Raw genomic sequence first — 25,008 nt, 5'->3', positions numbered from 1 at the left:
GTTCAGCTCATTTAAACCCACTGTTTAAATGTATCTTTTCCTGACTGCACCACTGGACAGCTTCACCTCGCTGCCTGACCAAAATGCAGGTTGCTGTCGGGTCCAAGGCAGTAGCGCAGGCACAAGTAGATCGCGATGCCACTCAACACCAACCATACCCCGCCCCACATCATCGTGGTTCCGCCGAATTCCTCGGCCAACATGAACGCATCTGACCGCATCCCAGAGCGCCGGATCGTATCGTCAAAGATATCGAACGGCACGTAGATCACGCTGGTCAGCCCGATCACACGCAGCACAAGGTCGCTGACCTCGCGGCGCAGATACCAGGCTGTGGCGATCATCGCCGCCCCGGTTCCTACGCAGAAAACAAGTGCAAACAGGTCACGGATGTACATCACGGACACCAGACACATGACGCCGCCGAAAACTGCCAGAATGACGCGGTCGGCCTTTGTCTGCAAAGCAAAGATCAGCAGAACCATACCCAGCATAAGCGATCCAAGATATCCGGCGGACAGGCTGAGAAACCGGTTGCCGCCCCTGCCGATCACCATTCCACCCTGCTGTGGTGAGATCGAAAAGCTCTCGACAGATCCACCGGTCAAAAGAATCGTCACGGCGTGGGACAGCTCATGCAGGAAGACGGTCAAAATCTTCAGTGGAATCACAACCGATGTGTTCCAAAGAAGAAAGACCGAACCAGTGATCAGAATAAGCTGCCAGTGCCCTTTCAGCAGGTTCAGGAAAGCGCTCTGGCCTTGCACCTTAACTGTCGCCCTGCGCCTCGGACCGGCTTTTGCCTGCAACGTTCAGGGCCAGCGTCGCCGCCATGAACCCGTCCAGATCACCATCCAGCACACCCTTGGTGTCCGAGGTTTCGTGATTGGTGCGCAGATCCTTCACCATCTGGTACGGCTGCAACACGTACGACCGGATCTGGTTGCCCCAGCCTGCATCGCCTTTGGCCTCATGCGCGGCGTTGATATCGGCATTCCGGCGGTCCAGTTCCTGTTGATAGAGGCGCGATTTCAGGGCCTTCATGGCAATGTCACGGTTCTGGTGCTGCGACTTCTCGGACGAGGTCACAACAATTCCGGTTGGGATGTGCGTGATCCGTACTGCCGAGTCGGTGGTGTTCACGTGCTGACCACCCGCACCCGAGGATCGGTACGTGTCGATCCGAATATCCGCTGGGTTCACCTCGATCTCGATATTGTCGTCGACCACCGGATAGACCCAGACCGAACTGAACGAGGTATGCCGCTTGGCCGCAGAATCGAACGGCGAAATCCGCACCAGACGATGCACGCCGCTTTCAGATTTCAGCCAGCCATACGCGTTGTGGCCGGAAATCTTGTAAGCGGCGGACTTGATCCCTGCCTCTTCACCCCCCGTCTCCGATTGCAGCTCGACGGTATAGCCCTTCTTCTCGGCCCAGCGCACATACATCCGCGCCAGCATCGAGGCCCAGTCGCAGCTTTCGGTGCCACCGGCACCCGAGTTGATTTCGAGAAACGTGTCATTGCTGTCAGCCTCGCCGTCCAGCAGAGCCTCAAGCTCTTTCTTGGCGGCTTTGCCATGCAGCGCCTTGATCGCGGCTTCGGCGTCCTGAACGACCTCTTCGTCCTCTTCCATTTCGCCCAATTCGATCAGCTCGATATTGTCGCTGAGATCGGTCTTGATGGTTTCATAGGTCTCGATCGCGTCGACCAGCATCTGCCGTTCGCGCATCAGCTTCTGCGCGTTCTCGGGGTTGTCCCACAGGTTCGGATCTTCGACACGCGCGTTGAATTCCTCAAGGCGATGCGGTGCGGTTTCATAGTCCATACGCTGCGCCAGCAGCTCTAGCGACTTTTCGATTTCAGTCACGATGTTCTGGGTTTCGGCGCGCATGGTCTTGTCCCAACTTGCTCAATCAGGCCTGCGTGATAGCAAGAGGTGCGAGACACCACAAGACAGGCAGGACGGGAATGCAGGCTGCACCGGTCGAGATTTTGGAAAGATGGGGTTTGACCCCAATCTCACAGGTATCCGAAACCGCGCACGCTTTGGTGTGGAAGGTAAGGGCTCAGGCTGGTGTTGACCGGGCTTTGAAAGTCTATCGACGTATAGATCGGGGGAATGAGGCCCCCGGCGCACACCTGATGGCAGCCTGGCAAGGTCGCGGGGCCGTTCGGATCGTAAACGAAACGGCAAGTGCTGTGCTGATGGAGTGGTTGGAAGGTCCATCCCTGGGGGACATTGCCCGCAACGGTAATCCGGATCGCGCGGTAAAGCTTTTGGCCCGGGCCGCACAGGGCTTGCATAAACCACCGCAAATCAGTGTGCAGGGGCTGAAGCCATTAGAAAGGGTCTTCGCACCTCTGTTCACTGTTCAATATGCCACCAACTGCTCAAGGTCACTGAGGCGGAACATTGAAAAAGCGACCACCCTTGCCCAAGCCCTGCTAGATAAACAGCCCCATCGCACCGCTCTGCACGGCGACTTTCACCCCGACAACATCATTGTAACGCCTGACGGCCCCAAGATCATTGACGCCAAAGGCTATTTTGGCGAACCGGCTTTTGAGCTGGCGAATGCCTTGCGACACCCCAAAGGGATGCCCGACCTGGTGCGAAAACCCACGCAAATTGAGTATTGTCTTTCGCTGTATGCCCGCGCCATGAACGTACCACGGCACAGGCTGGCCCAATGGGCAGCCGCAAAATGTGCCTTGTCGATCTATTGGAGATCACGCGGCCCGATCACACAGGATGCAGAGGCCGACCTGCTTCAATTTCTGCTGCGTCACGCCGATCAATAAAGACCGCCTGTGCTCAGGTCGCCCTGCGTGGCTTTGGGCCCAACAGTCACCGTCTGACCTGTCGAGGTCTGCACCTGTACGCCTGCGCGCTGCACTTCCTCAAACAACGGCAGGTCCGAACCGATCGCAAAACCGCCATCGTAGACGCGGTCGATAAAGCCATCGACGCCGTCACGGAAGAATTCAGCAACGACATAGTCACCACTGGCATCGTCAGGCAGTCGCGCGCCACTGAACCGGTCGATCTTGATGAAGTGTCCGCCTTCCGGCACTTCGAACGGACCGCCACCGTATTTCTCGACAGCTTTTTCCATGAAGCTCTGGAACACAGGGCCACACATCGTGCCACCATAAGCCCCTCGTCCCATCGGGCGCGGGCGGTCATACCCGATGTAGCAGCCTGCCACGATGTTCGAGGTAAACCCGATGAACCACGCATCCTTGGATTCGTTGGTGGTTCCGGTCTTGCCCGCTGTCGGAACCGGCAGGTTCACAACGCGCGATGCCGTTCCGCGATCCACCACGCCTTTCATCATCGACGTCAGCTGATAGGCCGTGATGGCATCCATGACCTGCGCGCGATCTGTCACGAGGGTCGGAGATTCGTCGGGCGCCATCCATGTGGAATCGCAATCCAGACACTGACGATCATCGTGGCGATAGATGGTTTTGCCAAACCGGTCCTGAATACGGTCAACCAGCGTGGGTTCGACCCGCTCACCACCATTTGCAAACATGGCATAGGCGGCCACCATCTTGTACAGCGTCGTCTCCTCGGATCCCAGCGAGTTCGCAAGGAAAGCCCCCATCCGGTCGTAGACGCCAAAACGTTCCGCATACCCCGCGACAACCGGCATCGTGACTTCTTGCGCCAGACGGATGGTCATCAGGTTCCGCGACTGCTCGATTCCGGTGCGCAACGGCGTCGGTCCGTAGAATTTGTTTGACGAGTTTTTGGGACGCCACAGTCCCTGCGGGGTGTTCACCTCAATCGGTGCATCCACAACGATGGTGGCCGGGCTATAGCCACTGTCCAGCGCAGCGGCATAGACGAAAGGCTTAAAGGATGAGCCAGGCTGACGCTGCGCCTGCGTAGCGCGGTTGAACACAGTGTCCTGATACGAGAACCCACCCTGCATGGCCAAAACGCGGCCCGAGTTCACATCCATCGCAACAAAGCCGCCCTGCACTTCGGGCACCTGCCGGGCGGACCATTGCCCCTCTTCCCCGGCCATCACAAGGATCACGTCGCCGCGTTTGAAGTTTGCAGCAAAATCACCCTGCATCCATTTGATGTCCGAGCGCGGGACGGCGCCATCGGCGGGGCCGTCCTCGATACCAACCGTCAATTGCTGGTCGGCCACGTCTAGAACCACTGCCGGATGCCAGCGCGTTGGCAGAACGACGTCACGCGGGATTTCCATAATCGCAAGCGCTTCGCGCCATTGCGCTTCGTCGGTCAATTGTTCTTCTGCAATGATTTCGCCCGTGCCGCGCCATTTGCCGCGTGAGCGGTCGTATTTCTGCAACGCCTCGCGCAGGGCACGCGCCGCTTCGACCTGCATCTCTTCGTCTACAGACGCACGGACCGTGAAGCCGCCGGTAAAGAACTCACCTTCTCCAAAATCCTCACTCAGTTGACGACGGATTTCATCGGTGAAGTAGTCACGCGGCGGCAAAGCGGTGCGGAAGCTTTCGAAATCGCCGTTCTGGACCGAGCGCAACGGCAATTCGACCTCGGTCTGATAGGTCGCCTGATCGATATATCCGTTCTGATTCATCTCACGCAGAACATAGTTGCGGCGGGCCAGCAGGCGCTCTTTTTGACGAACCGGGTGATAGTCGGACGGTGCCTTGGGCATGGCCGCCAGCATTGCGGCCTCATGCGGGGCCAGTTCCTGCAAGGTCTTGTTGAAATAGGTCTGCGCGGCAGCGGTTACGCCATAGGAGTTTTGGCCCAGAAAGATCTCGTTCATGTAAAGTTCGAGAATCTGTTCCTTGTCCAAGGTATCCTCAAGCCGGGTGGCGAGGATGATTTCCTTGATCTTGCGTTCAGCCCGACGGTCGCCCGACAAAAGGAAGTTCTTCATCACCTGCTGGGTGATGGTCGACGCCCCGCGCACGGTTTCGCCCTTGGTGCGTACGGCCTCAACGCCGGCAGCAATAATGCCGCGCGGGTCATACCCCTGATGGGTATAAAAGTTCTTGTCTTCCGCAGAAATAAAAGCCTGCTTTACCAGATCGGGGATGTCTTCGGACGGGGTGAACAGGCGACGTTCCTGCGCGAATTCGTCGATCAACTGCCCTTCGCCCGAATAAATCCGGCTGATGGTTGGCGGCTTGTATTGGGCCAGCGATTCATGGCTTGGCAGGTCGCGGCCATACATCCAGAACACCGCACCGATTACCAGTGCGACCATGAAGATACTTAAGGTGACGATACTGAAGATCGCCCCGAAAATCGAAAGTATGAACCGGATCACGTTACTGCCTTTTTCTCGCGGTGGTGCCTATATAGTGTCGCACCGCCCAAGGGTCAAAACACCAAGCGTATTCTAGCCGTTTTGCGCCGTAAGGTCACTGGCCAATCAGGGATTTGCGGATCACATCCTGTTGGCGCCAATCCTCAAGCCCCTGATAAATCCCCAGCGTCATTTTTGCCCGCCATGCCTGATCCTTGAGGTTTTTTAAATCTCTGGGACTGGACAGAAACCCAAGTTCGACCAGAACCGACGGGATATCTGCGGCCTTGAGCACCGAAAAAGACGCCGTGCGCAGCGGTTTGCGGTTCATCGGGCCGCCCTGCTGCGCCATACCGTTGGCAATCGCTGTGGCCAGGGACCGTGTGCGTGGCCTGGTCTCTTGCCGCGCGAGGTCCAGCAAGATATCAGCCACCTGATCATCCGAGCCGCTGAGGTCTACACCAGACAGCAAATCCCCGCGATCGTGTCGTTCCGCCAGCTTTGAACTCGCCACGTCCGAGGCGTCCTCGGACAACGTATAAACCGCCGCGCCATGTGCCTGTCCCTCGGACAGGGAATCAGCGTGCAGCGAGATGAACAGGTCCGCCCCGGCCCGATGAGCCAAGGCAATCCGACGCTCAAGCGAGACGAATTGATCTTCGACCCGCGTCAAGACCACCTCATATCCGCCTGAACGTAAAAGAACTTCGCGCAGCTCGCGTGCGAAGGTCAGCATCAGGGTTTTCTCATCGACCTCACCAACCTCGGCCCCCGGATCTATACCGCCATGCCCAGGGTCCAGCATGACGCGAAGGGGCCGGTCAGCACTGCGGGGTGCTGTTTGCGGCAGGTTGGCGGGTTCAGGCAGGTCCCATCCCGGATTACGTGGCGCGCCCGCAGTTGCGTTGAACGTGTCGAAATCCGTGCCTTTGAGGTTAAGGGACAACAAAGCCGCGCCAGAGTCTTCGGCGACAGTCAACTGCGCTGTCTCGACCGCCATCGGCGCGCCCAGTTCCAGCACTAGACGCGACCAACCCGGAACGTAGGCCCCGAACTGAACACCGCTGATACGATCCGATTGCAGGAAGTCCCGGGGCTTCAGCCCGGTCCAGTCGACCTCGTTAAAATCCAAAACCATCCGATAGGGATCCTGCAAGGTGAAAATCCGGTACGGCACCCCCTGGCTGAGGCCGATATCCACCCGCACGCCAGTGCGCCCGACGTCTGTTATGCGGCTTTGGTCCGGCTGAATACGCGCCAGAGCGCTGAAATCCTGCGCGACCGCGCCACTCTCCAGCGCCCAGATCAGAGCGATGCAAAAGAAGATCCTGCTCATAGCCTCAAGTTTTCCCGAGATCGTTTGGATCGAACCCTACACCACACGGGGAACTTTGTGAACGGTTCAAACCTGCGCGCCAACGGCCTTTCGGTCCGCCATAAAACGCTGCAAACGGGCAAGACCTTCCTTGATATCACCCGTCGCACGGGCGTAGGAAAAGCGCAGGGTTGTATGACCCCTTTGCGGGTCGAAATCCAACCCCGGCGTGACCGCGACACCTGCCTTTTCCAGAATCTCTGCCGCAAAGGCTCGGCTGTCATTGGTCAGGTCAGACACATCGGCATAGACATAAAACGCGCCATCAGGCGGGGCGATGTTTGCGAACCCGGCCTTGGGCAGCCCCGCAAGCATCAGTGCACGATTTTGGCGATAGACGTCCAGATTGGCCTGCAATTCGTCTTCGCAATCCATCGCGGCCAATGCCGCGACCTGGCTGGCATGGGGGGCGCAAATGAACATGTTTTGGGCTATCCGTTCGACCACACGCACCTGATCCTCGGGCACGACCATCCATCCAACGCGCCAGCCGGTCATCGAAAAGTACTTTGAGAATGAGTTGATCACATAACACTCATCCGTCAGCTCCAGCGCGGACACGGCTTTGGCTTCGTATTCCAGCCCGTGATAGATTTCGTCGCTGATGAACGACGCCCCTTGCCCACGCCCGGCTTCAATCAGCGCGCCCATAGCTGCATGATCCAGCATTGTGCCGGTTGGGTTTGCAGGCGAGGCAACCATTAGACCTTTCAGGTCCATCCCTTGAATATCCTTGGCTACGGGCTGCAACCTGTTTTCCGGCGCGGTTGGCAGATCGACGGGCACCAGCCCCAGCGCTTTGAGGATCTGGCGGTAGGACGGATAACCGGGCGCTCCGATGCCAACCCGGTCCCCGCTGTCGAACAACGCCGTGAAGGTCAGCAGAAACCCGCCTGAGGATCCGGGGGTGATCACCACTCGATCCGGGTTCAGATCAACATCATACCATTCGCCATAAAGCCGCGCGATCCGTTGCCTGAGCGCGGGCAGCCCCAAAGCCACCGTGTAACCCAAAGGACCCTGTTCCATTGCCTTTGCCAAGGCTTCGGTTGCCCCTTGAGGAGCACCAGTTCCGGGCTGTCCCACTTCCATATGGATGATGTGGCGTCCGGCCTCTTCCGCCTTGCGCGCGGCCTCCATCACGTCCATCACAATAAACGGATCGACCCCGGACCGGGTTGAGTTTCTCATGCCCATCTCCCATGTTGCAGCCATGGCTTTTGAACGCGTATCCAGGCTGGCGTCAATCCCGGCTCTGATGCTTGCAGCTGTCGTCTGGCTCGTGGCAGCGGCGCAAGCCCATGCGCAAAGCCTGATCCGTGATCCTGATATCGAATATGGGCTGCGTGAACTGGCCTTTCCTGTGCTGCGCGCTGCCGGGTTAAACACCAATCGCGTTCAGATTCTGGTAGTCAATGACAACACGTTCAACGCTTTCGTCATCGACTACAACGCGATTTATGTGAATTACGGCCTGATTCTGAGCGTCGAGAGCCCTGAAATGCTGCAAGCCGTGATCGCGCACGAAGCCGCCCATATCGCCAATGGCCATCTGGCGCGACGGGCCGAGAACCTGAAGGCAGCACGGCGCAATGCCGGCCTTGGCACCGCTCTGGCCCTGCTGGCGGCGGCTGCCGGTGGTGGCGAAGCAGCCATCGGCATCGCCGCAGGTACTCAGGGCGCGGCCCTTCGCAGTTTTCTGGGCCACACTCGTGCCGAAGAATCCTCGGCCGATCGAAGTGCCGCCAGCTATCTGAGATGGGCCCAAATTTCTCCCAGCGGCATGGTCGAGCTGCACCGGAAGTTCGCTGGTCAGGAATTGCTGAGCGTTGCCAATCAGGACCCTTACATGCGGTCGCACCCAACAAGCCGCGAACGCCTGCGTGCCGCCGAAGCCTTTCTGGACGAATTTGGTGACAGGGCCGTGCCCAATTCCAGTGCCGATTACTGGTTCGCCCGCGTCAAAGGCAAGCTGTCAGCATTCCTGCGGTCGCCAAGCTGGACTTTGCGGCGCGCCAAAGAAGAATCCGACCGTGACATCCGCCTGATGCGCGAGGCATCGGCATATCACCAGAACCGCGACCTGTCCCGCGCCCGTGCCGCCATAGATGAGGCGCTGACCATCCGCCCAAATGACCCATTCTATTACGATCTAAAAGGGCAAATCCTTTTGGAAAACAGGCAGATAAACGACGCAGTGCAAGCGTTTCAGAGCGCCGTGGAAATGGCTCCGAACAACGCGCTGATCCTTGCAGGTTATGGACGCGCCTTGCTGGCGCAGGGCGAAACCGATCAGGCCCTGACGGCACTGGAACAGGCCCGTTCCCGAGATTTTCGCAATGCGCGCCTGATGCAGGATTTGGGCGTGGCCTATTCAAAGGTTGGTAACAACGGTATGGCATCCACCGTGACGGCAGAGCGGTATGCGCTGCAAGGGCGGCTGGAAGATGCCGGAATTCACGCGAAACGCGCCGTAGCGCGACTGCCCGAAGGTTCACCGGGTTGGCAAAGAGCACAAGACGTGTTGATTGCCTCAGAACGATTCAAGAAAAGCAAAAGGAAACGGAAATGATCCTCAGACATGCTGCACCCGCCCTTCTGGGGCTTTCCATGGCTGCGACCTCGGCGCAGGCGCTGGACCTGAACGCATTGAGCGATGCCGAAAAGGCCGAATTCGGCGCGCAGGTGCGCGAATACCTTCTGGAAAACCCCGAAGTGATCATCGAGGCGATCAACATTCTCGAACAACGCAACGCTGCTGCCGAAGCTGTTGCAGACAAAGAGCTGGTCACAGCCAACGCGGACGAGCTGTTCAACGATGGCTATAGCTGGGTCGGTGGCAATCCGGACGGGGATATCACTCTGGTCGAATTCATGGATTACCGCTGTGGATATTGTCGCCGTGCTGTCCCCGAAGTGGCCAGCCTGCTGGCCGAAGACGGCAACATCCGTCTGGTGATCAAGGAGTTCCCGATTCTGGGTGACGCGTCTGTCCTGTCTTCGCGCTTTGCCGTCGCCACCAAGCACGTGGCTGGCGACGATGCCTACAAGCAGGTCCATGACGCCCTGCTGGAGTTCACCGGCGAGCCTTCTGAAGTCTCGCTGCGCCGCATCTCGGACGGTTTGGGTCTGGACAGCGATGCAATCATTGCCGCGATGGACAGCGACCGCGTGTCGGACGAAATCACCCGCACCCGCGCGCTGGCGCAGCGAATGCAGATTTCGGGCACGCCGTCCTTTGTTCTGGGCACCGAAATGCTGCGTGGCTTCCTGCCCGCCGATCAGATGAAGCAAATTGCGGACGGCGTACGCGCAGAACAGGGTTAAGGAAGTGGGGCGGCATCGCCGCCCTACACCACGCATAGGCCAGAGTTTTGTCATTCCTCTAATTCAAGGCTTTAGAAGTATCTGTTTGGAGTAAACCGCGGGTTACTTTTCTGACGCTGAATGCATCTCAGTAGATCGAAACCGCTTCCAGCGGTGAATGCATTTAGATAATTATTCTACCTGAACGCGATTAATTGTACCGATTCAGAGCAGACAACAAATGAAAAACAGGGGTCCTCTCGTTTACTATGTAACGGCAGGTTGGGCCTTGCTGACCGTTGTGGTAGGACTGTTTTTTCTAACTTCCAGCACGAAGCCTACAGCTGACGTCAAAGCCAAATATCAATCCAGCGTACACTCTGTCCCGACAAAAAACTGGGAACCCGGTGATGCCAAAACTCTTCTATTTGATGGGAAACCCGTTGTGCTATGGCGTCGCGACCTTACCGAAATGGCCGCAGCAATGGCCCAGCTCGACCCAAGCATAACTCAGGAAGATTGGTCTGCAGTTCTGAATGACGGATCTCTTGCACGCGACCTCGACAAAGAGGCCTTCGCCCAACTGGAATGGCTGATCGTCAGCCCCATAAATGTCGGGGGATATGGATGCATCGTTCAAACAAACGCGGGGGACTACGGTGGATTCTTCGATCCATGCCTAGCCGTACATTTTGATTTGTGGGGCCAGCCCAGAAAAGGCCCAACCAACCAAAATCTAAGAGTACCGCCAGTTCAATTCAGTGAAGACCGGCAGTTCGTTTTTGTTGACCTTGCAGAAATGCCTTCGATGAGATGATCCTGACGATACACATCTACTCCGCTGCCTCTGCTGCGGCGTCCAGTTCTGCTGCTTTCTTTTCGACCTGTTCAACGATGTGTTCAATCATCTGGTCGTTCGACATCTTGTGGCTGGCTTTGCCCGCCAGATAAACCATTCCGGACCCTGCCCCGCCACCGGTAAAGCCAACATCCGTCATCAGCGCCTCACCCGGACCGTTTACGACGCAACCTATGATCGACAGAGACATGGGCGTCTTGATGTGTTCCAGCCGATGCTCCAGCGCTTCGACGGTTTTTATGACGTCGAAGCCTTGCCGCGCGCAGGACGGGCATGAGATTATGTTCACGCCGCGATGACGAAGCCCCAGCGACTTGAGGATTTCGAACCCGACCTTCACCTCTTCCACTGGATCTGCGGACAGGCTGACACGGATCGTGTCACCGATCCCCATCCACAACAGGTTGCCCAAACCGATGGCGGATTTGATGGTGCCGCTGACCAACCCTCCGGCTTCGGTGATGCCCAGATGGATCGGTGCGTCCGTCGCTTCGGCAATGCCCTGATAAGCAGCGGCTGACAGGAAAACGTCGCTGGCCTTCACGCTGATCTTGAACTCGTGAAAGTCGTTGTCCTGCAGGATGCGGATATGTTCCAGCCCGCTTTCGACCATCGCCTCGGGGCACGGCTCGCCGTATTTCTCAAGCAGATGCTTTTCCAGTGACCCCGCGTTGACCCCGATACGGATCGAACAGTTGTGATCGCGCGCGGCCTGGATGACCTCTTTCACGCGGGTTTCATCCCCGATATTACCCGGATTGATGCGAAGGCAGGCTGCCCCCGCCTCAGCGGCTTCGATGCCACGGCGATAGTGAAAGTGAATATCTGCCACGATTGGCACCGGACTTTCGCGCACGATCTCTTTCAGCGCTTTGGACGATGCCTCATCCGGGACCGAAACGCGCACGATATCCGCGCCCGCCTCAGCCGCCGCCTGAACCTGCGCCACGGTGCCTGCCACATCGGTGGTCAGCGTGTTGGTCATGGTCTGCACCGCAATGGGCGCATCACCCCCAACAGGGACATTGCCGACCATGATTTGACGGGATTTGCGACGGTATATGTCGCGCCAGGGACGTACGTGATTGAGGGACATAAGGACGGATCCGCATCTGCCTGAGTTGCGACAGTAGATAGTTCGGCAACCGGGTTATCGCAATGGCTAGATCACTCGGCGGGCGCTTCTGTCGCCTCGGTCTGGAGTTCCGCCACCAGTTGCTTGAGCGCGCTGTTCTGCTCTGCCTCAAGATCGGCCACCGCATAGGTCTCGGATACCGCGTCTTTCGACAGGACAACCCCTTTGGCAACGGTGCCCGGTGCGCCCGCTGGGCCGTAATGTTCGCCATTCATCGAGAAATAAACCGACCCGGATGCGCCCGCACGCAATGACGGCGGCTCTTCGGTCAGCGGCACTTCAAATACGCTACCCTGCTCAACCGTGCCCAGCGTGCCTTCGAAAATGACGCTGCCATCCGCAGCCGTCACACGCATCCAAGCGGGGTCAACGGCCACGATCTTGAGCATTGTGTCGATCTGTTCGACCACCTGCGGCAGCGCCGGACGTTCAACTGTGTGGAACTCAGCCACTTCGAACTTTGGCAATTCCGGTGGACGGAAGGTACCCACCTCGCGTGGATCAAGAGTGGATATCGGTGCATCACGGGCCACCAGAACCGGTACGTCCAGCGCCTGAGGACGATAAAGACGATCCAATGCTTCGGTGCTCGCAGTTTCCACTTCGGCATCAGCAGCACTGCTGCGCGCCGCATCAAGCGGATCGAGATCCGACAGGACCACCGGTGCCTGTTCGACTGGGCTGACCTGAACCTGCTGAATCTTGTTCAAAACAGCCCAGCCGCCATAGCCGATACCGCCAATCACCGCCAACAACACCAGCGATGAGCCGATGGCGCGCGGTTCAATCTGACTGACCAGGGGTTCTTTGCCCGGAATGAAGGGCGTGTTGGGCGAGATAAACGGATCGCGCCCCATCGGACCACGCGCTGGCAGTCCACCAGTGGGTTTGCGAACCACGGACGCCTCGGCCGACATGCCGTGCGCCACCTCAAACCCGCTTTCCATACAGAAGGTTGCAAAGGTGTCATCCGGGTTCATACCCAGATACCGCGCATAAGAACGCACATACCCGGCTATGAAGCCGGGTGTGTCAAACGCATCGGGATCGGCGTTTTCAATTGCAGCAATGTAGTTGGCTTTGATCCGCAGCTCGCGTTGAACGTCCAAAAGAGATTTGCCCATCGTTGCGCGTTCGCCGCGCATCTTGTCGCCTAGACGAATCTCGTAATCGTCAAACCCTTTTGGTCTGACATCCACGTCCTCTTCGGAATTGCGCTGTGATCTGCGCCCAATCATCCCTGCTGCCCCATTCTGCCTGTCGCGTATTTCGCGTTAGCAACGAATCATCTCAACAATGATTCGTCTGCTTATTTTGTTAGCGTAAGCTTAACACGCGGCAAACTCGTTGCACACTTTGGCGTGAGGTTATCCGGCAAGTTCGGCGCGATTTAGCGCACAATGTGACCAAAGTTCGTCCATCGCCTGCACCAAACGGTTCATTTCGTCGGGTCCATGCACCGGAGACGGGGTAAAACGAAGCCTTTCGGTTCCGCGCGGGACGGTCGGGAAATTGATCGGTTGCACGTAAATGCCATAATCGTCCAGCAGCATGTCACTGAGCTTTTTGGTGTGCACAGGGTTTCCGACGATCACGGGCACGATGTGACTGCCGTGATCGATCAATGGCAGACCCATCCCCTTCAGCCGCAGCTTGAGGATCTTTGCCTGGGTCTGATGCTGATCGCGTAGATCCTGCGCGGTCTTTAGATGAGCAACCGAAGCAACAGCCCCAGCTGCAACAGCAGGCGGTAGCGATGTGGTAAAGATGAAGCCCGGCGCGTAAGAGCGCACGGCGTCACACATCTTGGCGCTGGCCGCGATATAGCCGCCCATCACGCCGTACGCCTTGGCCAGAGTGCCGTTGATAATGTCGATCCGATGGGCCAGACGATCCCGCTCGGTCAGGCCGCCACCACGTGGGCCGTACATGCCGACCGCGTGCACTTCGTCGATGTAGGTCAGCGCGCCAAATTCATCCGCCAGATCGCAGATCTCTTCGATCGGGCCAAAATCCCCATCCATCGAATAGACCGACTCGAAAGCGATCAGCTTGGGCGCCTGCGGATCGTCTGCTTCAAGCAGCTCGCGCAGATGCGCCACGTCATTGTGCCGGAAGATACGCTTGGCACCGCCGTTGCGGCGCACACCTTCGATCATCGAGGCATGGTTCAGCGCGTCGGAATAGATAATCAGGCCGGGAAACAGTTTGGGCAGCGTGCTGAGCGTCGCATCATTGGCAATATACGCGCTGGTGAACAGCAGCGCGGCTTCTTTGCCGTGCAGATCAGCCAGCTCGGCCTCAAGCCTTTTGTGGTAGACCGTGGTGCCAGAGATGTTGCGCGTACCGCCCGAGCCTGCGCCTGCGGCGTCAACAGCCTCGTGCATGGCATTCAGAACAACCGGATGCTGCCCCATGCCCAAGTAGTCGTTGCCGCACCATACAGTGATGTTCTGCTGCGACCCATCCGGGCGCGTGCGCACCGCATGTGGGAAATGTCCATTGCGACGTTCGATGTCGATAAAGGTCCGGTAACGTCCTTCATCATGCAGCCTGGCAATCGCTGAATCGAGCTGAGCAGTATAGTCCAACGGACCCTCCTTGAGCGCCCAATATCGGTTTCCCCTGGGCAAATAGTCTGCCACTTATACAGTGTACCCTGCTTTGGCGGCTTTGTGTTCCTTTATACAGCTGGTTACAGCCGAACATGTGAACCCAACTTTGATTTGCATCAAATAGAAGGTTGCGCCTTCTACGACAAGTATTGTTACGGCCATCGAACGCGTGGAAACGACGCAGGCACCGCTTTGTTACAATACTTCGCTCGATAGCTGTGGTTTTCCCTGCAACCACTCTGGACGGCGCTGATCACGCTGTTAGGGTTCGCCAAACCTAGAAAAGCAGGAGCCCCCTATGCCGCTAGACACCGTGCTGAACCGGATTGACGATGATCTTAACGCCTCGATCGACCGCCTGATGGAGTTGCTGCGGATCCAGTCCATTTCGACCGATCCCGCATTTAAAGACGAGGTCAGCCGCGCCGCCGATTGGCTGGTCACCGATCTGCGCAGTATCGGAATTGACGCGGAAAAACGGGAAACTCCGGGCCACCCCATGGTTGTCGGTCATGTGGGGGAAGACCCGGACGCCCCTCATATCCTGTTTTACGGCCATTATGATGTGCAGCCAGTCGATCCGCTGAATCTGTGGACCAGCGCGCCCTTCGATCCTGCCATCGAAGACACCGCACACGGACCTGTCATCCGCGGGCGCGGCGCATCGGACGACAAAGGGCAACTGATGACCTTTGTCGAAGCCTGCCGCGCCTGGAAGGCTGTGAACGGATCCCTGCCCTGCCGCATCACCTTCTTCTTTGAGGGCGAGGAGGAATCGGGCTCTCCGTCACTGGTCCCGTTCCTCGAGGAAAACGCGGCCGAGCTCAAAGCGGACCTGGCACTGGTCTGCGACACCTCGATGGTATCGCGCGGGGTTCCATCCATTGCCGCCCAACTTCGCGGAATGCTGAAGGATGAGTTCACCATCATAGGGCCCCGCATCGATCTGCATTCCGGCCATTACGGCGGTCCTGGCCTGAACCCGTTGCGTGAGATGTCAAAAATCGTCGCCTCGTTCTACGATGACGAAACCGGGCGCGTTGCGGTTGAGGGCTTTTACGAAGGCGTCCACGAAGTGCCTGATGACCAATTGCGACAATGGCAAAACTGCGGTTTCGACGAAGCAGACTACCTGAATTCGGTCGGTTATACCCAGCCACATGGCGAAAAGGGGTATTCGACACTCGAACAGCAATGGGCGCGCCCAACGCTTGAGGTGAACGGCCTGTGGGGCGGCTACAATGGAGCGGGCTCGAAAACCGTGATTCCATCGGAAGCGCATTGTAAAATCACCTGCCGCCTCGTGGGGGACATGGACCCCGATGCACTGCGTACAAAAATTCGCAAACATGTGGAGGAGCGCTTGTCTCCGGACGCCAAAGTGGTCTGGGACAACGACCTAGAAGGCTCTCCCGCTTCGGTCATGAACATCAACCGCCCTGAATTCGAAGCCGCGCGCGCCGCACTTTCAGACGAATGGGATCGCGAGGCCGTCTTTACCGGGATGGGCGGGTCAATTCCTGTCGTCGGGTATTTCAACACCGTACTGGGGCTTGATTCGATGCTGGTTGGCTATGCAAACGACGATGATGCCATCCATTCTCCGAATGAGAAATATGACGTCAAAAGCTTCCACAAGGGCATCCGCTCCTGGGCCCGTATTCTGGACGCTTTGAACAAATAGACGGGGGTTTTTGCGAGGCTCTGCCTCGCGCTCCGGGATATTTTCGGCCAGATGAAGTACGGATCCCCTGCTTCATCTGGCTATAAATATCTCGGGGGAGTCGCGGCTTGCCGCGGCGGGGGCAGAGCCCCCTTTCCTTACATGTGGATCACGCGATCATACGCATCAAGCACGCTTTCATGCATCATCTCTGACAAGGTTGGGTGTGGGAAAACGGTGTTCATCAGGTCCTCCTCTGTTGTCTCCAACTGGCGACCTACGACATATCCCTGAATCAGTTCCGTCACTTCCGCGCCAATCATATGTGCGCCAAGCAGCTCTCCCGTCTTGGCATCAAAGACTGTCTTGATCAGACCTTCCGGCTCGCCCAGAGCAATCGCCTTGCCGTTGCCGATGAAGGGGAAGCGACCGACTTTGATGTCATACCCCAGCTCTTTGGCTTTGGCTTCGGTGTATCCCACGGATGCCACCTGAGGCTGGCAGTAGGTGCATCCCGCAATGCTCTCGGGTTTGACCGGATGCGCATGTTGACCCGCGATCAGGTCCGCGACCATGACGCCTTCGTGGCTGGCCTTGTGTGCCAGCCAGGGCGCGCCCGCGATGTCACCGATTGCATACAAACCTTCGACACCGGTGCGGCAATATGCATCCGTCACAACATGGGTCCGATCGATCTTGACCCCCAAAGCTTCGAGCCCAAGGTTCTCGACATTGCCGACAATGCCAACGGCCGAGATCACGGTGTCAAAATCGTGCTTCTCAACCTTGCCCTTGACCTCAATATGAGCCGTCACCTTGCCTTTGCCGCGCTCCAGTTGTTTGACCATGGCTTTTTCCATGATGGTCATGCCTTGCTTGGTGAACGCCTTTTTCGCCAATGCGCTGATCTCGGCATCTTCTACGGGCAGCACCCGGTCCATCACTTCGACCACGGTCGTATCTGCGCCCAGCGTGTTGTAGAAGCTGGCAAATTCGATGCCGATCGCGCCTGAACCGATGACCAGCAGTTTCTTCGGCATCCGCGGCGGTTGCAACGCATGTTTATAGGTCCACACCAGATCACCATCCGCCTCAAGCCCCGGCAATTCCCTTGCGCGAGCACCGGTCGCCAGAATGATGTTCTTGGCGGTGAGTTCTTCGGTGCCCTTGTCGGTCTTGACGCTTACCTTGCCCTTGGCCGGAATTGTGGCCTCGCCCATCACAACAGCGACCTTGTTCTTCTTCAGCAGATGGCCAATCCCGCCCGAGAGTTGCCCGGCCACGCCCCGCGATCTTTTGACCACCGCGTCCAGATCGTAGCCGATCTTATCGGCCTTCAAGCCAAAGTCCTTGGCGCGTTCCATCAGATGAAACACCTCGGACGATCGCAATAGCGCCTTGGTCGGGATACAGCCCCAGTTCAGGCAGATGCCACCCAGATGCTCGCGTTCGACAACAACGGTTTTCAGACCCAACTGGGCGGCACGGATTGCAGCGACATAGCCGCCGGGGCCAGCCCCGATTACGATCAGATCATAAGATTGTGCAGCCATGTGTCCCTCTCGGCGCAGGTGTTGAGAAATTAGTTTACCATTAAACTACTTTTCGAAACACATCAACAGGACCTCCCCGCGACAAATGCGACGCAGGGTAAGCAATATCTGAAGACATGGATTTCAGCCTATACCCAAGGCCCGGCTCTGGCTAGAACAGAACCGCCGACACTGTTCGAGCATTTCTTATCAAAAGACATTCAAGAGGTTGACCATGGCGAAAACACTCAAAGACCTGCTGCTTGCTCTGCTCAACGCTACATTAATCCTTGTGGCGCTGTGCCTGTTTCTGGGCTGGCAGCTTGCGTCAAAGGTTGAGAGCATTACAGCAGAGTTTTCCGAAACCGTGCAGGCCGTTGCCCCGATCCGGGACGAGACGAAAGGCATTCGAACAGAGCTTGCTGCATTGCGCGAAGACTTGTCTGCGCTGTCACTGGAAGCCCCTGCCGGTGCAAATAGCCAAGTTGCACAGGACATCAGGTCAACCCTGGCCCGGCTGAACAGCTTGGACAAAAAGCTGCAGGCAGTACAGGAACGGTTGATAAATCTGGCAGATGAGCCTCAGGTTCTGATCGCTCAGACAATCGAAAACGGCGCGGACGTCGTATCCGCGCGCATTTTGGAGTTCAAAGGTTGTGAACCGGGCTCGTAAGCCCGAGCCGCGCCATTTGCGCGCGGCCTCTCAACCAGTTTCGGTACGCTCAGACAGCCGCCTGAAGCTCGCGCACGGTTGCACCGTATCCGCCCATATCGACATACTCGACTTCGTGCGGCGTCGAATTGCGCGACAGCGCTTCGTTCCGATAGGGGAACCGGCCAAACTTGCGGATGACTTCGCGATGGGCCCGTGCGTGTAGCAGGTTGCTTGTGTCACGGCTGAGGTTTTCACAGATCAGCCGCACACAGCGTTCCTGATCGCACAGGTTTTCCGAGTGCATCATCGGCAGGTAAAAGAACTGCCGCGCCGGTTCGTCGATCTTTTTGTCCCAACCTTTGTCAACCGCGCATTTCGCTGCCGCCAAAGCCGCCTTGTCCGTCGCGAAAGCACGCGCCTGACCTCGGAACATGTTACGTGAAAACTGGTCTGTCAGAATAACATAAGCCAGTGCACCGCTGGGATACGTGAGCCAGAGTGAAAACTTTCCCTCGGCCGCAGCCTCCCAAGTGGATAAGAAACGTTCGCGGATCTCTGCGTCCAGCGCGTCATCCTGAATATACCAGCCCTTTGGGCCAACTTTATCTAACCAAAAACTCAATACTTCTTCAGGCGTTGCCATTGCCTTAAACTCCGTCTTGTGCCCACATCCGGGACGTAACGTCATTTAAGTCCGTTTTACAGAACTGTTACAGTAACATATTGCAACATAGTCGACATAAATCCGTGTCTTAAGCAGTTTCTTGCGCGGCTTCTTCGACTTCGGCCTCGGCTGCTTCGATCGCAACCTCCTGCGCAACCTCAAGAGCAACAGGCGAGGCGGTCGGATACATGGGCGACATGGTGCCAGTTTCGTCCACTGGGATCGCCGCACGCTGCGTCATCCGGTACGCGGCATAAACGGCCAGAAAGAATAGCAGCACCGCAATGATGAGGAAAAAGCCTGGCGGGCCGAATACAGCCTTTCCCATCAACCAACCGGTGATCAGTGGACCAGCGATGGCACCCAGCCCGTTAATGAAAACCAGACCGCCGGATGCCGCCGCCATATCCTCATGATCAAGGAAGTCATTGGTGTGTGCAATAAGCAATGAATACAAAGGGTTGGACATTCCCCCGATGAAAAACGCCGATACAAGCAGGATTTCAAAAGTTACCCCGTAGAGCATTCCCGAAAGGGATGCGACTGCCCCTGACGCCGATACCAAAAGGATCAATAAACGCCGATCCATACGATCGGAAAACCAACCTAGCGGATACTGCAAAACAACTGCGCCGATGTAGAACGCGGCAACGAAGATCGAAATCTCAACCAAGCTCAGCCCTGCCTGCGCGCCGTATACCGCTGACATACCAAATTGAGCAGAGAATACTCCGCCCAGAAGGAACAAGCCAACACATCCCAGCGGCGATTTGTTCATCAACTCGCGCAAGGTCATAGGTTTGGTGGTATCAAAGGCCGGTGTCGGTGAAATAGACAGCAAAATCGGGGCAAAAGACACAGAAACGAGGATTGAGGCGATTACGAAGGTCTCATAACCCGCCGGATCGCCCACAAGGAATAGGGCTTGGGCGCCGATGATCCCTGACATCTGAACGATCATATAAAGGGACAATGCCTGTCCTCGATTTTCATTGTTCGCTGCGTTGTTGAGCCAGCTTTCTGCGGTGACATACACGCCGGAGAAACAAAACCCGATGATCACACGCCCCAAAACCCAAGCGATTGGGTTGGTCATCATCGGGTACATGATCATGACAGCAGAAATAAAAGACGCCAGCGCCGCGAAGACCCGCACATGCCCAACGCGCCTGATCATTTCCGGCGCAAGACGTGAGCCGCCCAGAAAGCCGACAAAGTAGGCTGACATCACAAAGGACATTTGTAGAGTCGAAAAGCCTTCGATCTCACCACGGACACCCAGAAGCGTGCCTTGAAGGCCGTTTCCGACCATCAGCAACCCCATGCCGAGCAGCAACGCCCACGCGCTGGAAAGGACCTGAATCATTGGGGTCTCCGACTTATGCTTCCGAAACTTGCGAGTCTTCGTGCGACCAATGCCTACGACTGTCGCGCTTGTCTACGACATCGTGCGGTATTGATACCAAATCAACGCCGTTCACGGGATCAAAAGCGACGCGTCGCCGTAAGAAAAGAAACGATAGCTCTGTGCGATCGCGTGTTCATACACCCGCAGCATCCGATCTTGCCCCATCAGTGCCGAGACAAGCATCAACAGCGTTGATTTTGGCAGGTGAAAATTGGTCACGAGCGCATCAGTGACGTGGAATTGGAAGCCCGGATAGATGAAGATATCCGTGCCCCCTTCCCATGGCTGAATCCTGCCGGAGCGCGCAGCACTTTCGATCAACCTCAAGGCCGTGGTGCCCACCGGGATCACACGCCCACCTGCATCTTTGGTCGCCTGAATCTCGGCGGCCGCCGTGGGGCTGACCTGCCCCCATTCCGCGTGCATCTTGTGGGTCGTCACGTCCTCGACCTTGACCGGCAGGAAGGTCCCTGCACCAACATGCAGAGTCACATGGGTAAAACTCACGCCACGCTCGGCCAATGCCTGCATGAGCGCATCATCGAAATGCAGCGATGCGGTCGGGGCCGCGACGGCGCCGGAGTTACGCGCCCAGATGGTTTGATAATCGGTTTTGTCCTGCTCGTCCGCCGGGCGTTTGGCCGCGATGTAAGGGGGCAGAGGCATCGCGCCGGCCTGCTCCAATGCGGCATCGAAATCTTCGCCACTCAGGTTAAACCGCAGATGGGCCTGCCCGTCCTCGACCCGATCCAGCGTAGCGCTCAAATCGTCCGAGAAGACAATCTCTTCCCCAATCTTCACTTTTTTCAAGGGCTTGATCAGTGCCGACCAAGTGCCGTCAGCCTGCGGATCCAGCAAAGTCGCTTCGACCCCGGCAGACACCGGACCTTGGGCGCTGTCCCGGTGGCGACGGCCATTCAGCCGTGCCGGAATAACGCGCGTGTCGTTCAGAACCAGCCGATCGCCTGGTTGCAGAAAATCAGGCAAGTTGAACACACGGCTGTCCGTCGTCTCATTCCCCTGCGCCACCAGCAAACGCGCAGAAGAACGCGGGCTGGCTGGCCGCGTGGCAATCAGGTCTTCGGGCAGATGGAAATCAAAATCGCTGAGTTTCATGCCCGCGCCTTACATCCCCACAAGAGATTCGGCCATATCCTGTCAGCGGTCGCTGGGGGGTGACCCAAAGGGCTGCTTGGGCTCATCCGGTAATTGCGGCGTTGCGTTTGGGCCATCCGACACTTTTGGCGCGGGCTGGCGCAGCAGATCACGCAGGAAAAGCGGAGCCAGACCGGACAGAGGGTTGACCGAGACTTTCGGAGACGCAAGCGGCCCTGTGAGGGTGTAGTTGAAACCAAAAACCCCTTCGCCTTTTCGGGTGAAAACACTGCCCACAGCATTCAGCAAGTAAATCGGCGATATAGCCCCACGCAGGTTCAGCCTCTCATTCACCGTGTCGATGGTGCCATCAAATGACAGGCCCATTGACGGCCCGACGGCGCTGCCATTGAGAACTTTGATTTCTGTTGGCGTAATCCTCATGCGGCTGTCGATCGCCGAGAAAAAGATGCCCTGCCCTGCCATCTCGTCCAGCAGGCCAACAAGGCTGATCGCATTCAGCAAGGCCGCCATGGCCGGAGCATCGGTGATGCGTGTATTGACGATTTTCAGGATGACGTCGTAGCTGCCGGGTCCGGCAACCGGCTCGAGATTGAGGGTCATGTCACCACCGCGTGCTTGGGTCAGCACCTCGGCAGAGCGCAACACGGCTCCCGCATCTTTCGACGAAAGTGTTACCGCGCTACGGTTTCCGCGTGGGCTCACCTGGCCGGCAACCGATGCCCCGCCATTGACCTGAGCGGTAAACCCTCCGTTCACCCCGCCGGTTGTCTGAAACGTGCCCTTGAAACCCGTCAGCGCAACTGTTTCGGTCACTTGCAAACGATCAAGTGCCACTTCCAGTTTGGGCCCTGCACCGCCACCGCTGCTTTCGCCGAACGTCGCCTTGCCCATATCCAGCACACCGCCGAGAACACGAATGTCCGGAACGGCATTCCCGCGCCCGATCATCTCGGCCGGAACTGCCAGCCAATTCCCAAGATCGAATGAGCTGAACCTTATGCGGTCGAAATCGCCATTCTCGTGAAAGGTCATCGATGCGCTTGTACGTAAGCCAGCGCCCTCGATGCGCAGGCTGTCGACCTTCAGTTGCTTGCCCAACGTCGCTTCTGCGGTCAGCGAGCCCGTCGTGTTAGCCCCCTTCCGCCAGCCCAATTCCGGGATCGCCAGCGAAACGCCTTGAAGGTTCGATTCCACTGACAGCTTGGGGGGAAGGTCCGCACCAAGACCCAGAGTGAGATTTGCAACACCAGACCCGGTCAGCATTCCCGGAGGCAAACCAGCCCCGATTTCATCCATCAAGCGTGGGGACAGATCGATCTGGCCGATCAGCGTGCTGCGCTGAGCATTTTCGCCATCAATCGGTTGCCGCCAAAGTGCCTCAAGCGGCACATCTCCAAATTGCCCCTGTCCCTGTATCTGAACACCCGACTGGTTGCCGGACAGGTCCAGCAATGCAGCGCTGACCGTGAACCCCGGCACCAAACGATCACTGAACAGGTTGGCCAGCGTGCCATCGAAGTGAAACGTCGTGTCCTGAAACTTCAGCCCCTTTTTCAGCGGCAAGGACAGGGTACCGACCAGCGAGGCCGTTCCATTGGCAACATCGACGGGCAATCCCGCTTTGGTCAGCAATTCAAGCGGGGGCCGGTCCAACAGGGACAGTGCAGCCGTCACACTGCCCTTGGCCTGGATGCGCACAATTCCAGGTGCGGATTTCTTGATATCCGTATCGGGAATGATGAAAGACGTGCCCGCGGCATCCACGGCCCCACCTTCGTCCGCAATCACCTCTCCCTTTTGCGCGGTGACGGTAAAGCGCCGATTAATCAGGCTGGCCTGCCCTTGGGCGCTTTCGATCGGCGGCAGGGTTTTAACGAACTGGATCTTGGCTTTCTCGAATCCGAAGTCCAAATACAGATCGGGCTTCGATCGGGGCTCGAGCCGCAGCGCGAAATCCATGTCCGACAGAACGCCTTCGTAAAGGTTCTTCGTGACCCACTCGCGCGGTTTCGGTGCCAAAAGCTCGGGCCAGTAGCTGAGAACCTTGTCAGAGGTCATCTGATCCAGATGGGCATCAAGCTCTACGGCCCAGCCATCGGGCCTGCCGCTCAGCACCCCAAAAGCGCGCACGATGTGATCTGGATCTTCGACAGTAACCTGCCCCAGCTGCAACCTGAACGGGTCCAATTCCATTTTGAAATCCAGGCTGGCGCGGGACAGCTGAATTGGTTCCGGAAACAGGTTGGCCGGGTTCACATTGATCCCGGACAGGCGCATCTGCGCGGTCAAACTATCCAGAACGCCTTCTTCCACCCCTTGCAGGAACGCCTTGCCGTCCGCCTGCACTTCGCCCCAGGCCGAAACCACCGAGACGTCGTTAAAATCCAGCATCTGCGATTTTGGGTCATAGGTAAAATAAGTGCGGGCAGATTCAAACGGCACCGGGCGCGTTTTGGGGTTGGGCTGCACGGCCCCGGCGCCAAGATTGAGCGTTGCAAAGCCCGTTCCGATGGCACCGCTATCGTCGATACTGCCCCGCAACGCGCCCGAGATCGGCGCCCGCAAGACCTGCAGCCATGCCAATACAGGGCTTTGACCGGCAATGTCTTCGGCGGGCAGGTCCGAGACCGAGATTCCAAAACTCGCGGCGGGGGTGCCCAGGACGCTGGTGTAATTGGCCTCGATGGCGCTGACGTAATCCCGCCCCGAAAGAACCGAAAACCCGGTGGCCAGTCGCACTTCGTTGTCACTGCGGTTGGCCTGAATATGGCCACCATCCAGCACCCATGATCGCCCCTGTCGCAAATCACTGTAATCCAGCGTGATCGCATCCAGTTCGATCGAAGTCAGTGCAGACAGGGCCGGAGACAGGAACACCTGATCGGATGCCTCGATCAACTCTGCCAGGTTCGGTGCCTCTTGCACCGGTGCGCTGTCCGACCCCACCGTCAGGGTCAGCGCGCCATCCGTGTCTCGGGTCAGGGCGATCTGCGCTCCGCTGAGGATGATGCGTTTCGGGCGGACATGTCCACGCAACAACGGGCGCATGGCAAGGCTGGCGCGCATGTCCGAGACCTGCGCAATCTGCTGGCCCGCCGCGTCGCTGATGGCAACGTCGGTCAGGCGCAGCCGAGGCCGCCAGCCTTCGTGAATGATGAAACTGACATCACCAAAGTGGATTTGCAGCCCCCCCAGCGCCTGTTCCAGCCGGGCCTCGACCCTGTCTCTTAGCCAGGCGGGCGCGTGCATCCTTTGCCCCACCACCATGAAGCCAGTGAACATCGCCAGCAGCACAAGTATGATGACACCACGCATGGCCCAAAGACCGGCTGCGCGCCGACGCGACCGACGACGCACCGGTTGATCCGGTTCGTTTAGTTCGTCGCCGTCATGCTGCTTCAATTTGCT

19 protein-coding genes are annotated in these 25,008 nt (G+C 57.7%); 6 read left to right on the top strand and 13 right to left on the bottom strand.

Annotation, left to right across the window (positions count from 1 at the left end; all coding sequences use genetic code 11):
- Nucleotides 1–62: 62 nt before the first annotated feature.
- Both AC2FJZ_RS07270 and prfB read right to left on the bottom strand, forming a co-directional pair.
- Nucleotides 63–767, bottom strand: coding sequence for a M50 family metallopeptidase (locus tag AC2FJZ_RS07270; protein WP_496776748.1), 705 nt, complete (start codon nucleotides 765–767; stop codon nucleotides 63–65).
- Nucleotide 768: 1 nt separating this feature from the next.
- A complete protein-coding gene (gene prfB / locus AC2FJZ_RS07265) occupies nucleotides 769–1,896 on the bottom strand; it encodes a peptide chain release factor 2 (RefSeq protein ID WP_496669043.1) in 1,128 nt (375 codons plus the stop codon).
- A gap of 77 nt (nucleotides 1,897–1,973) precedes the next feature.
- Between prfB and AC2FJZ_RS07260 the strand changes: the two genes are divergently transcribed.
- Nucleotides 1,974–2,807: an aminoglycoside phosphotransferase family protein gene (locus tag AC2FJZ_RS07260; RefSeq protein WP_496776746.1), complete on the top strand. Its 834-nt coding sequence runs from the start codon at nucleotides 1,974–1,976 to the stop codon at nucleotides 2,805–2,807.
- On the opposite strand, the gene AC2FJZ_RS07255 is transcribed toward AC2FJZ_RS07260, so the two are convergent.
- The 3 genes from AC2FJZ_RS07255 to AC2FJZ_RS07245 all read right to left on the bottom strand — a co-directional run bounded on the left by AC2FJZ_RS07255 (nucleotide 2,801) and on the right by AC2FJZ_RS07245 (nucleotide 7,835).
- Nucleotides 2,801–5,290, bottom strand: coding sequence for a penicillin-binding protein 1A (locus AC2FJZ_RS07255; RefSeq protein WP_496776744.1), 2,490 nt, complete (start codon nucleotides 5,288–5,290; stop codon nucleotides 2,801–2,803). The two genes, AC2FJZ_RS07260 and AC2FJZ_RS07255, sit on opposite strands and share 7 nt — an antisense overlap.
- Nucleotides 5,291–5,384: 94 nt before the next feature.
- Nucleotides 5,385–6,605 carry an N-acetylmuramoyl-L-alanine amidase gene (locus AC2FJZ_RS07250; protein WP_496776742.1) on the bottom strand — a complete coding sequence of 407 codons (1,221 nt, stop codon included), beginning with the start codon at nucleotides 6,603–6,605 and terminating at the stop codon, nucleotides 5,385–5,387.
- A 66-nt stretch (nucleotides 6,606–6,671) separates the two neighbouring features.
- Nucleotides 6,672–7,835, bottom strand: coding sequence for a pyridoxal phosphate-dependent aminotransferase (locus AC2FJZ_RS07245; RefSeq protein ID WP_496776740.1), 1,164 nt, complete (start codon nucleotides 7,833–7,835; stop codon nucleotides 6,672–6,674).
- On the opposite strand from AC2FJZ_RS07245, the gene AC2FJZ_RS07240 reads away from it, so the two are divergent.
- The 3 genes from AC2FJZ_RS07240 (at nucleotide 7,834) to AC2FJZ_RS07230 (ending at nucleotide 10,767) form a co-directional block, all read left to right on the top strand.
- Nucleotides 7,834–9,216, top strand: a complete 1,383-nt coding sequence (locus tag AC2FJZ_RS07240; protein WP_496669053.1) for a M48 family metalloprotease — start codon at nucleotides 7,834–7,836, stop codon at nucleotides 9,214–9,216. The genes AC2FJZ_RS07245 and AC2FJZ_RS07240 overlap by 2 nt on opposite strands.
- Entirely contained in the window at nucleotides 9,213–9,971 is a 759-nt protein-coding gene (locus tag AC2FJZ_RS07235) for a DsbA family protein (RefSeq protein ID WP_050602154.1), read from the top strand. The genes AC2FJZ_RS07240 and AC2FJZ_RS07235 overlap by 4 nt, the downstream gene beginning before the upstream one ends.
- A gap of 220 nt (nucleotides 9,972–10,191) precedes the next feature.
- Complete coding sequence (locus tag AC2FJZ_RS07230) at nucleotides 10,192–10,767, top strand: Rieske (2Fe-2S) protein (protein ID WP_496776738.1); 576 nt, start codon at nucleotides 10,192–10,194, stop codon at nucleotides 10,765–10,767.
- A 16-nt stretch (nucleotides 10,768–10,783) separates the two neighbouring features.
- On the opposite strand, the gene ispG is transcribed toward AC2FJZ_RS07230, so the two are convergent.
- The 3 genes from ispG to hemA form a co-directional block, all read right to left on the bottom strand.
- Complete coding sequence (gene ispG / locus AC2FJZ_RS07225; protein WP_496669055.1) at nucleotides 10,784–11,905, bottom strand: flavodoxin-dependent (E)-4-hydroxy-3-methylbut-2-enyl-diphosphate synthase; 1,122 nt, start codon at nucleotides 11,903–11,905, stop codon at nucleotides 10,784–10,786.
- 71 nt (nucleotides 11,906–11,976) lie between these two features.
- On the bottom strand, nucleotides 11,977–13,182 hold the full coding sequence (locus AC2FJZ_RS07220) for a helix-turn-helix domain-containing protein (protein WP_050602152.1): 1,206 nt from the start codon (nucleotides 13,180–13,182) through the stop codon (nucleotides 11,977–11,979).
- Between the two features lie 129 nt (nucleotides 13,183–13,311).
- Nucleotides 13,312–14,535: a 5-aminolevulinate synthase gene (gene hemA / locus AC2FJZ_RS07215; RefSeq protein ID WP_496669057.1), complete on the bottom strand. Its 1,224-nt coding sequence runs from the start codon at nucleotides 14,533–14,535 to the stop codon at nucleotides 13,312–13,314.
- A 322-nt stretch (nucleotides 14,536–14,857) separates the two neighbouring features.
- On the opposite strand from hemA, the gene AC2FJZ_RS07210 reads away from it, so the two are divergent.
- Nucleotides 14,858–16,243, top strand: a complete 1,386-nt coding sequence (locus AC2FJZ_RS07210; RefSeq protein ID WP_496776737.1) for a dipeptidase — start codon at nucleotides 14,858–14,860, stop codon at nucleotides 16,241–16,243.
- Between the two features lie 137 nt (nucleotides 16,244–16,380).
- On the opposite strand, the gene lpdA is transcribed toward AC2FJZ_RS07210, so the two are convergent.
- A complete protein-coding gene (gene lpdA, locus AC2FJZ_RS07205) occupies nucleotides 16,381–17,775 on the bottom strand; it encodes a dihydrolipoyl dehydrogenase (RefSeq protein ID WP_496776736.1) in 1,395 nt (464 codons plus the stop codon).
- Nucleotides 17,776–17,989: 214 nt separating this feature from the next.
- Between lpdA and AC2FJZ_RS07200 the strand changes: the two genes are divergently transcribed.
- The gene (locus AC2FJZ_RS07200) at nucleotides 17,990–18,427 is read left to right on the top strand and encodes a hypothetical protein (RefSeq protein WP_050602148.1); all 438 of its coding nucleotides are present in this window, start codon (nucleotides 17,990–17,992) and stop codon (nucleotides 18,425–18,427) included.
- Between the two features lie 49 nt (nucleotides 18,428–18,476).
- Here the strand turns inward: AC2FJZ_RS07200 and AC2FJZ_RS07195 are convergent, their stop codons facing one another.
- The 4 genes from AC2FJZ_RS07195 to AC2FJZ_RS07180 all read right to left on the bottom strand — a co-directional run bounded on the left by AC2FJZ_RS07195 (nucleotide 18,477) and on the right by AC2FJZ_RS07180 (nucleotide 25,002).
- A complete protein-coding gene (locus tag AC2FJZ_RS07195) occupies nucleotides 18,477–19,052 on the bottom strand; it encodes a DUF924 family protein (RefSeq protein WP_050602147.1) in 576 nt (191 codons plus the stop codon).
- A gap of 109 nt (nucleotides 19,053–19,161) precedes the next feature.
- On the bottom strand, nucleotides 19,162–20,439 hold the full coding sequence (locus AC2FJZ_RS07190; RefSeq protein WP_050602146.1) for an MFS transporter: 1,278 nt from the start codon (nucleotides 20,437–20,439) through the stop codon (nucleotides 19,162–19,164).
- Nucleotides 20,440–20,550: 111 nt separating this feature from the next.
- Nucleotides 20,551–21,597 carry a tRNA preQ1(34) S-adenosylmethionine ribosyltransferase-isomerase QueA gene (gene queA, locus AC2FJZ_RS07185; protein ID WP_496776733.1) on the bottom strand — a complete coding sequence of 349 codons (1,047 nt, stop codon included), beginning with the start codon at nucleotides 21,595–21,597 and terminating at the stop codon, nucleotides 20,551–20,553.
- A gap of 42 nt (nucleotides 21,598–21,639) precedes the next feature.
- Complete coding sequence (locus tag AC2FJZ_RS07180) at nucleotides 21,640–25,002, bottom strand: YhdP family protein (RefSeq protein ID WP_496776732.1); 3,363 nt, start codon at nucleotides 25,000–25,002, stop codon at nucleotides 21,640–21,642.
- Nucleotides 25,003–25,008: the final 6 nt, after the last annotated feature.

The organism is Ruegeria sp. CDSA079, from assembly GCF_059612245.1.
The sequence above is the reverse complement of the archived record's forward strand: the minus strand, read 5'-3'. Positions and strand labels throughout refer to the sequence as shown.

Excerpts from the sequence above, each read along its gene's own strand:
- AC2FJZ_RS07250 (WP_496776742.1), bottom strand. The coding sequence starts at position 6,605 with ATGAGCAGGATCTTCTTTTGCATCGCTCTGATCTGGGCGCTGGAGAGT.
- ispG (WP_496669055.1), bottom strand. The coding sequence starts at position 11,905 with ATGTCCCTCAATCACGTACGTCCCTGGCGCGACATATACCGTCGCAAA.
- AC2FJZ_RS07260 (WP_496776746.1), top strand. The coding sequence starts at position 1,974 with ATGCAGGCTGCACCGGTCGAGATTTTGGAAAGATGGGGTTTGACCCCA.
- AC2FJZ_RS07200 (WP_050602148.1), top strand. The coding sequence starts at position 17,990 with ATGGCGAAAACACTCAAAGACCTGCTGCTTGCTCTGCTCAACGCTACA.
- AC2FJZ_RS07210 (WP_496776737.1), top strand. The coding sequence starts at position 14,858 with ATGCCGCTAGACACCGTGCTGAACCGGATTGACGATGATCTTAACGCC.
- queA (WP_496776733.1), bottom strand. The coding sequence starts at position 21,597 with ATGAAACTCAGCGATTTTGATTTCCATCTGCCCGAAGACCTGATTGCC.
- AC2FJZ_RS07220 (WP_050602152.1), bottom strand. The coding sequence starts at position 13,182 with ATGATTGGGCGCAGATCACAGCGCAATTCCGAAGAGGACGTGGATGTC.
- AC2FJZ_RS07235 (WP_050602154.1), top strand. The coding sequence starts at position 9,213 with ATGATCCTCAGACATGCTGCACCCGCCCTTCTGGGGCTTTCCATGGCT.
- AC2FJZ_RS07190 (WP_050602146.1), bottom strand. The coding sequence starts at position 20,439 with ATGATTCAGGTCCTTTCCAGCGCGTGGGCGTTGCTGCTCGGCATGGGG.
- lpdA (WP_496776736.1), bottom strand. The coding sequence starts at position 17,775 with ATGGCTGCACAATCTTATGATCTGATCGTAATCGGGGCTGGCCCCGGC.
- AC2FJZ_RS07195 (WP_050602147.1), bottom strand. The coding sequence starts at position 19,052 with ATGGCAACGCCTGAAGAAGTATTGAGTTTTTGGTTAGATAAAGTTGGC.
- AC2FJZ_RS07240 (WP_496669053.1), top strand. The coding sequence starts at position 7,834 with ATGCCCATCTCCCATGTTGCAGCCATGGCTTTTGAACGCGTATCCAGG.
- AC2FJZ_RS07245 (WP_496776740.1), bottom strand. The coding sequence starts at position 7,835 with ATGAGAAACTCAACCCGGTCCGGGGTCGATCCGTTTATTGTGATGGAC.
- prfB (WP_496669043.1), bottom strand. The coding sequence starts at position 1,896 with ATGCGCGCCGAAACCCAGAACATCGTGACTGAAATCGAAAAGTCGCTA.
- AC2FJZ_RS07230 (WP_496776738.1), top strand. The coding sequence starts at position 10,192 with ATGAAAAACAGGGGTCCTCTCGTTTACTATGTAACGGCAGGTTGGGCC.